Below are 6,027 nucleotides of genomic sequence, written 5' to 3' on the forward strand. Positions count from 1 at the left end.
TTTTCCGCCTTGCGAGGCTGGCGGTTATCCTGTGTCCTGACGTCTTTACCGCCGGAGAAGCCCGTTGAGTGACACCAAGGACCCCTCACCCCGCGCCACCTGCCAGCCCACCGGCGAGGCCCGCGTGCTCGTGCAGGGACTGCGCGATGCCGTGCCCTACATCCGCGAGCACGAGGGACACGTGTTCGTGATCGCCTTCGGCGGCGAGGCGCTGGACGACCCGCCCGGGTTCGAACGGCTCATCCGCGACATCGTGCTGATCGCCGACCTGGGCGTGAAGCTGGTGCTGGTGCCGGGCACGCGCCCGCAGATCAACCGCCGCCTGGAGAATGCCGGTTTCCCGGAACGGTTCCACCAGGGGCTGCGGGTCACCGACCCCGAGATGATCCAGCCGCTGACCGAGGCGGTCGGCGCGGTGCAGTTCGACGTGATCTCCTGGCTGTCGGCCCGGCTGAGTCTGGCCTCGGGCTCGGGGCTGGCCCAGCGGGTGCTGACCGGCAACTTCGTCACCGCCCGTCCCATGGGCGTGATCGACGGTGTCGATCTCGGGCACACCGGACGGGTCAGGCGCGTGGACGTCGAGGGCGTGCGCGACGCGCTCGGCGACGGCTCGATCGTCGTGCAGACCAATCTCGGCTTCTCGCCAACCGGCGAGCTGTTCAACCTGCGCTCCGAGGACGTCGCCGAGGGCATGGCCGTGGCCCTGGGCGCGGACAAGCTGATCTTCCTGACCGACCCGCTGGACAACCTGCCGACGGCCATGAGCCTCGCCGAGGTCGAGGGGCTGCTCGACGACACGCAGGTGTCGCTCTCCACCGAATTCCAGTTGCACCTGCAGAGCGCCGTGCGCGCCTGTTCGAAGGGCGTGGACCGCATCCACCTGGTCGACCGCGACGTCGACGGGGCCCTGCTGGTCGAGCTCTACACCCGCGACGGCTGCGGCACGCTCATCACCAGCGAGCCGTACGAGCGCATCCGCCAGGCGACCCTGGACGACATCGGCGGCATTCTCGCCCTGATCGAACCGATGGAGCAGGCCGGTGTCCTGGTGCGCCGCTCGCGCGAGCAGCTCGAGCTGGAAACCGACCGGTTCGTCGTCATCGACCGGGACGGGGACATCATCGCCTGCGCCGCGCTCTACCCGTTCCCGGACGACAGGAGCGGCGAGCTGGCCGCCCTGGTGGTCCACCCGGCCTACCAGGGTGGCGGGCGCGCGCGGCGCCTGCTCGCCTTCATGGAAAACCGCGCCCGCTCGCTGGGCCTCAAGTCGATCTTCCTGCTGTCGACGCAGACCATGGCGTTCTTCCGCGAGCGCGGCTTTGCCGACGAGAGCCTCGAGAACCTCCCGGCCGCGCGGCAGGCCTTCTACAACCTCAAGCGCAACTCACGCATCTTCCGCAAGTGGCTGTGAACCGCGGGGTGAACCCGGGACCGGTCACCGTGGTCCCGGCGGGCGGGGAGGAGCCGGCGTCACGGCGGCTGGCCCGGTTCGCCGAGACCAGGCACCTGCCGCTGGCGGATACCCTGGACGAGGTGCCGACCGACCGCTTCGCGCTGGCGCTGGATGACGGACGCATCGGCCTGTATCCCCCGGGGAACCTCGCGGAGCTCGGGCGTCTCCCCCTGGTCGTCGACTTCGCGGCGGACCGGCGGTTCGCCCGGCCCCTGGCCCGGCGCGACGCGCTGGCCCGGGCGACGGGCTGGAAGGGAGGGTATCGTCCGCCGGTGATCGATCTCACCGCGGGGCTCGGGCGCGATGCCTGGGCACTGGCGGCGGGTGGATGTCGCGTGACCGCCGTCGAGCGCCACCCGGTGGTCCACCTGCTGCTGGCCGACGCGCTGGCTCGGGCGGCCGCGGACCCGGTTCTGGCCGAGGTGGCTGCCCGCATCGAGCTGGTCGACGGCGACGTGCTTTCGGCGCACCCTCCGGCATTGCCGGTCTCGCCGGAAACGGTGTGGTACCTCGATCCCATGTTTCCCGAACGCCGGAAGTCCGCGCTGGTGAAAAAGCCCATGCGTATCTTCCACCACCTGGTGGGCGAGGACCCGGACGCCGCGGCCCTGTTCGCCTGGGCGCGCCGGCACGACGGGGCCCGCTGGGTGGTCAAGCGCCCCCCGGGCGCCCCGACCATCGACGAGCACACCCCGGCGATCGAGTACCGCTCCGGGCGCCTGCGCTTCGACGTCTACCTGGCCCGGCAGACCGGTTGACCGGGCGTGCTCAGGCCTCGGTGCCGGTGGCCGGGTCGTCGAGATTGAGCATCAGGTGCTCTTCGGGAATGCGGTCCGCGCCCCAGGTGCGGTGCACCATGGCGATGACGCGATCGAGCGAGTCCTGCGGTACGGCGGCGAGTTCACCGTGCTCCAGCGGGTCGTAGTGGAAGATGTACAGCCGGGAGGCGAACTCCTCGAAGGGCAGGGAGGATTCGCCGAAGCGCTCGCCGTGACCAGCGGTGCTGACCTCGACGCCGTCCCCCCAGTTCTGGCCGCTGTCGTTGTTGGGGTTGTAGAAGTACGCCCGCATGACGTCCTGCGGATCGAGCGACACCCGCAGCAGGGTGAGCGCGTGCCAGCCGATGAAGCGCGCGGCGCTGTCGGTCGCGGCAATGCCGATCGGCTGCGGGTGGATCAACGGCTGGTTGCCGTTGTAGTAGGGGTGGTAGCTCGCGTAGAAGTGACGCAGGAAGTCCTCCAGCGCGTCGAGCTTGCCGCTGGCGACATCCACGTTGATGCGAAAGCCGCGCCCGGCCCACCAGCCGTGGAACTCCGGGTTGATCCAGCGGTGCGGATCGCCCTCGCGACCGATGCAGCGGCGGCCCATCTCGGCGTAGATGCGGTCGAGGTGCGGTACCACCAGCAAGGACACGGGATCCAGGTCGATCGGCAGCGTCGTCGCGACACCGCTGAGCGAGGCCATCGAGGAGATCGGCTGGCCCTCGAAGTGGATGATGATCTCGTCGTCGCGCGCCGCCCAGGCCACCATCTGCAAGAGGTAGTCGGGGTCGTTGTAGGCCCACATCGACAGGGCGCGGGCCGACTGGCAGGTGGGGTTGTTGCCCTGGCCCACGCCCAGCGGCTGGCCCAGCATGCAGAGCACGCCCTCGAGCAGGCGGGTGCGCGGCGCCACCGCCTCGCCGAAGGCGATCGCCAGCCGCTCGCGTGACCAGGCCGACAGCGGCAGGCTCAGCTGACGCCAGAGGGCCGGGGCCACCGGCGGCTGGTAGAGAATGCCGCGTTCGAGCATCAGGGCCATCCCGTAGATGCCCTGTGCCGTTTCCGGGAACACCGCCTGGTCGATCAGTGCGTGCACCAGCTCGCTGTAGCAGAGCAGGCAGTCCCGCCCGGTCGACGACAGTCCCATCGATTCCGACAGCAGGTGATCGCCGTGATCGGCCAGGTGGCGGATCAGGACCGAGTGGTAGGGCGAGACCAGGCCGGTGTCGTGCATGGCCCGCGCGAAGCCGGTGGCCTCGTTCTGCAGGGCTACGCCGTCCATGCTTTCGAGGCGTGCGCGGTAGACCTCGACACCGGGGTCCTCGCGACAGGCCTGAGTGGGGCCGAACAGGCTGCTGACCAGGCGGTCGGCGCCCTGGCCGCTGCTGCCGAGATCGATCTCGGGGTTGGCCTGGCAGATGGCGATCTGCGTGATCATCTGCTTGACCGGTTCGGTCTGGATCGGCCGCTGCTGCAGGATTCGCCAGATCTCGTCGATCAGCTGATCGACGATGTGCTCGTAGCCGATCCGCTCGGCCAGGTGCCCCAGCAGCGAGCGTGACAGCAGCGCAAGCCGCCCCTGGGTCTCGCGCTCGGCCTCGCTGGGCGGCATGAACAGCCGTTGCAGGTTGATCGCCAGCACCTGCGTCAGGTGATGGTGGGCGTTCTCGGCCGAGAGCGTGGGATGCAGGTAGGCACCCCGGGCCACCGCGAGGATACGCAGGTCGCTCAGGGCCTCGATCACCACGGTATCCGCATCACTGCTGCCCAGCGCGTGGGCGGAGAGCGACGGGATCAGGATCTCGGGGTAGGCCCAGTCCGACCCCTGGAAGGTGCCGGCGGCCTCGATGGCCTGGGCGCGTGCCTCGATGGCCGCCGGGCCGCCTTCCTGGAGCAGTACCCGCTTGGCCCCGTCCAGCACCCGGCGCAGCCGCGCGGGCTTGGAGAACTCGGGGGCGGCGTCGAGGGCCTCGACCGCCTCGTCGAATCGTTGCAGGAGTCCGGGCAGGAGGGCCCCGGCCCGTTGTTCCTGGGCTTCGCTGGTCACGTGGGCTCCTGGTGCCCGGGATGTGGCGCGGGATTATACATAGAAGTCCAGCTCTTCCTGGCGCTTGAGCAGATCGCGCATCTTGTGGGGATCGTCGCCGAAGAAGTAGATCAGGCCCCAGTGCGTGCCGAAGGCGGTGCGCTTGGTGACGGTCTCCTCGAGCGGCGGGGTCAGTTCATGCGACTCGAAGTAGGGGTGATCCTCGGTCTCGGCCGGCATTTCCAGCTTGCTGACCACGCGCCGACGCGGGTAGACGCCGAAACACCCGGCCACGCCCTTGGCATCGACCACCTCTTTCGGGAAGAACGCGGTGATCTCCTCCTCGGTGGTCTTGGGATCGAAGGAAAGGATCAGGCCCTGGTAGGCGTTGAAGCCGTAGGCGCGCTCGAGCAGTTCGAAGACCTTGAAGCCCGGCGGGCGGTAGGCCACCTCGCCGAAGTACATCTCGCCGTCGTTGGTGACGAAGTATTCCGGGTGGATGAAGCCGAACTCGATGTCGAAGGTCTTGATCAGCTTCTCGATCTGCGCGGTGATCTGGGGACGGTACTTTTCCAGCTCCGGCGTGGCCGGGACGAACACCGAGTAGCCCAGCGTCACGTACTCAGAGATGTTCAAAAAGCGGATCTTGCCGTTGTGAATCCACGCCTCGACGGCGAATTCCCAGCCGTCGAGGTGCGATTCCATCAACACCGGGAATTCCTCCTCGGGGATGGTGTCGACCTCGTCCGGCGTGCGGATCACGCGGTGCCCCAGGCAGCCGGCCTTGTCGAAGGCCTTGAGGTGGATCGGGTCGTTGGGGTCGCCATCGAGCTTGAGCAGGGTCTGGTTGACCCGCTTGAGAAAGCGCACCACGTCTTCCTTGTCGTGGGCTTCCTCGAAGATGCCGACGCGGATGCCGCCGAGCTGGGCACGACGCTTCATCAGCGCCTTGTCGCGCAGCAGCATGGCCTGACCGAACAGCTTGGGCTTGTCCATGAGGACCGAATTGATCGCCCCGGCCCATTCCACCGTTTCCTCATAGAGCGGGATGGCGACGTCCACGCCCTTGTCCCGAAGGGTGTGCGCGATCTCCATCGACCGGTCGTTCAGCCGCTCGAAGTTCCAGGGGATGTAGGGAATGTCGTGCTTCTCGCAGTACTCCTCGGCCCAGTCGGGGGCCACCACGACGTAGCGGCGATCGAAGGTTTCCGCAGCCTCGACCGCGTTGAGCGACCAGCCCAGCAGTGCAACGAAACCTTTCTCGGGATTCTTCTCCATGGGTACCTCTGATTCGGGCGAAATGGGTTCTTGAGCCGACACAGTCTTACGGGCACGTCCATTTGTGCCGCACGAATCGGAAAAGCAGTGGGTAGAGCCTAGTCGACACGAGGCCGTTACGCGGCACCGTACCGACATGAAGGTTCCATGTCGCGTTTGCTGCGATGATTATCCCGACCCGGTGGGGTCCCTCGACGCCGATCGAGGCATTCGGGTCTAGCCTATGGATCGGATCCACCGTGCCGGAGGCCGCATGAGCCGACTGACCCGACTCGTTCCCGCGCGGGCCGCCTTCGCCGCCACCGTGGGGCTGCCTCCATCGGCCGCGTGGGCCGGGAACTACCGGGACGATCTGGCCTGGCAGGTGCGCCCGCTGGTGCTGGTGGGCGGCGAGGCCGATGCCAATGCGGCCACCTGGGCCGAACGCCTGGAGGCGGACCGTTGCGCGCTGCTCAAGCGGGCATCCACTGGCTGGAGGTCCGCGAGGACGGCACGGTCGTCCGTCGATT

5 protein-coding genes are annotated in these 6,027 nt (G+C 68.1%); 3 read left to right on the top strand and 2 right to left on the bottom strand.

What is annotated here, in order from left to right; all coding sequences use genetic code 11:
* Positions 1 to 64: 64 nt before the first annotated feature.
* Positions 65 to 1,411, top strand: a complete 1,347-nt coding sequence (gene argA, locus ACLFMY_RS08000) for an amino-acid N-acetyltransferase (protein WP_410764134.1) — start codon at positions 65 to 67, stop codon at positions 1,409 to 1,411.
* Positions 1,402 to 2,211 (top strand): class I SAM-dependent methyltransferase, encoded by an 810-nt coding sequence (locus ACLFMY_RS08005; RefSeq protein ID WP_410764135.1) that lies wholly within the window; start codon positions 1,402 to 1,404, stop codon positions 2,209 to 2,211. Before argA ends, ACLFMY_RS08005 begins: the two co-directional genes overlap by 10 nt.
* Positions 2,212 to 2,221: 10 nt before the next feature.
* On the opposite strand, the gene ACLFMY_RS08010 is transcribed toward ACLFMY_RS08005, so the two are convergent.
* A complete protein-coding gene (locus ACLFMY_RS08010; protein WP_410764136.1) occupies positions 2,222 to 4,261 on the bottom strand; it encodes a hypothetical protein in 2,040 nt (679 codons plus the stop codon).
* 33 nt (positions 4,262 to 4,294) lie between these two features.
* Positions 4,295 to 5,518, bottom strand: a complete 1,224-nt coding sequence (locus ACLFMY_RS08015) for an acetyl-CoA carboxylase biotin carboxylase subunit family protein (protein ID WP_410764138.1) — start codon at positions 5,516 to 5,518, stop codon at positions 4,295 to 4,297.
* A 253-nt stretch (positions 5,519 to 5,771) separates the two neighbouring features.
* On the opposite strand from ACLFMY_RS08015, the gene ACLFMY_RS08020 reads away from it, so the two are divergent.
* Positions 5,772 to 6,027 (top strand): hypothetical protein (locus tag ACLFMY_RS08020; protein ID WP_410764140.1); only part of this gene is annotated, 256 nt, incomplete at its 3' end.

It is taken from the genome of Guyparkeria sp. (genome assembly GCF_046545975.1).
Taxonomy (GTDB): Bacteria; Pseudomonadota; Gammaproteobacteria; order Halothiobacillales; family Halothiobacillaceae; genus Guyparkeria.

What these genes read in the sequence shown, in the direction of transcription:
- ACLFMY_RS08015 (WP_410764138.1), bottom strand. Translation starts at nt 5,518, where the DNA reads ATGGAGAAGAATCCCGAGAAAGGTTTCGTTGCACTGCTGGGCTGGTCG.